At 65.6% G+C, this 613-nt stretch carries 1 protein-coding gene; it reads right to left on the bottom strand.

The window, feature by feature from the left end:
* The coding region (locus DPM35_RS32695; protein ID WP_198419748.1) for an Ig-like domain-containing protein at positions 1-613 on the bottom strand (613 nt) is incomplete at both ends.

Raw genomic sequence — 613 nt, 5'->3', positions numbered from 1 at the left:
CGGTGAAGGTCGCCGTGTAGGTCTTGCCCGACGGATCGCCGGCAAGGTCCTGGGTGAGACCGGAGATCAGGCCGCCGGTCACCGTGATGTCGCCCGCATCGAAGCCGCTCGGCACCTCCGAGAAGGTGAAGGTCACCGCCGAGGTGTTGTGATGGTCGTCGAAGGTGTCGCGGTCGAGGGCGACCACAACCGTCGGGTTGACGGTGTCGACGGTGGCCGTGTCGGTGTTGGAGGCGGTGTTGTCGTTGCCGACAGGATCGGTGAAGGTGTTGGCGCCGACCGAGATCGAGACCGGTGTCGTCGAATTGTCGCTGGCGGTGAAGGTCGCCGTGTAGGTCTTGCCCGACGGATCGCCGGCAAGGTCCTGGGTGAGACCGGAGATCAGGCCGCCGGTCACCGTGATGTCGCCCGCATCGAAGCCGCTCGGCACCTCCGAGAAGGTGAAGGTCACCGCCGAGGTGTTGTGATGGTCGTCGAAGGTGTCGCGGTCGAGGGCGACCACAACCGTCGGGTTGACGGTGTCGACGGTGGCCGTGTCGGTGTTGGAGGCGGTGTTGTCGTTGCCGACAGGATCGGTGAAGGTGTTGGCGCCGACCGAGATCGAGACCGGTGT

Source organism: Mesorhizobium atlanticum (assembly GCF_003289965.1).
In the GTDB taxonomy this organism is placed as follows: Bacteria; Pseudomonadota; Alphaproteobacteria; order Rhizobiales; family Rhizobiaceae; genus Mesorhizobium; species Mesorhizobium atlanticum.
Note: the sequence above shows the minus strand (reverse complement) of the source record. Positions and strands in the feature narration are given on the sequence as shown.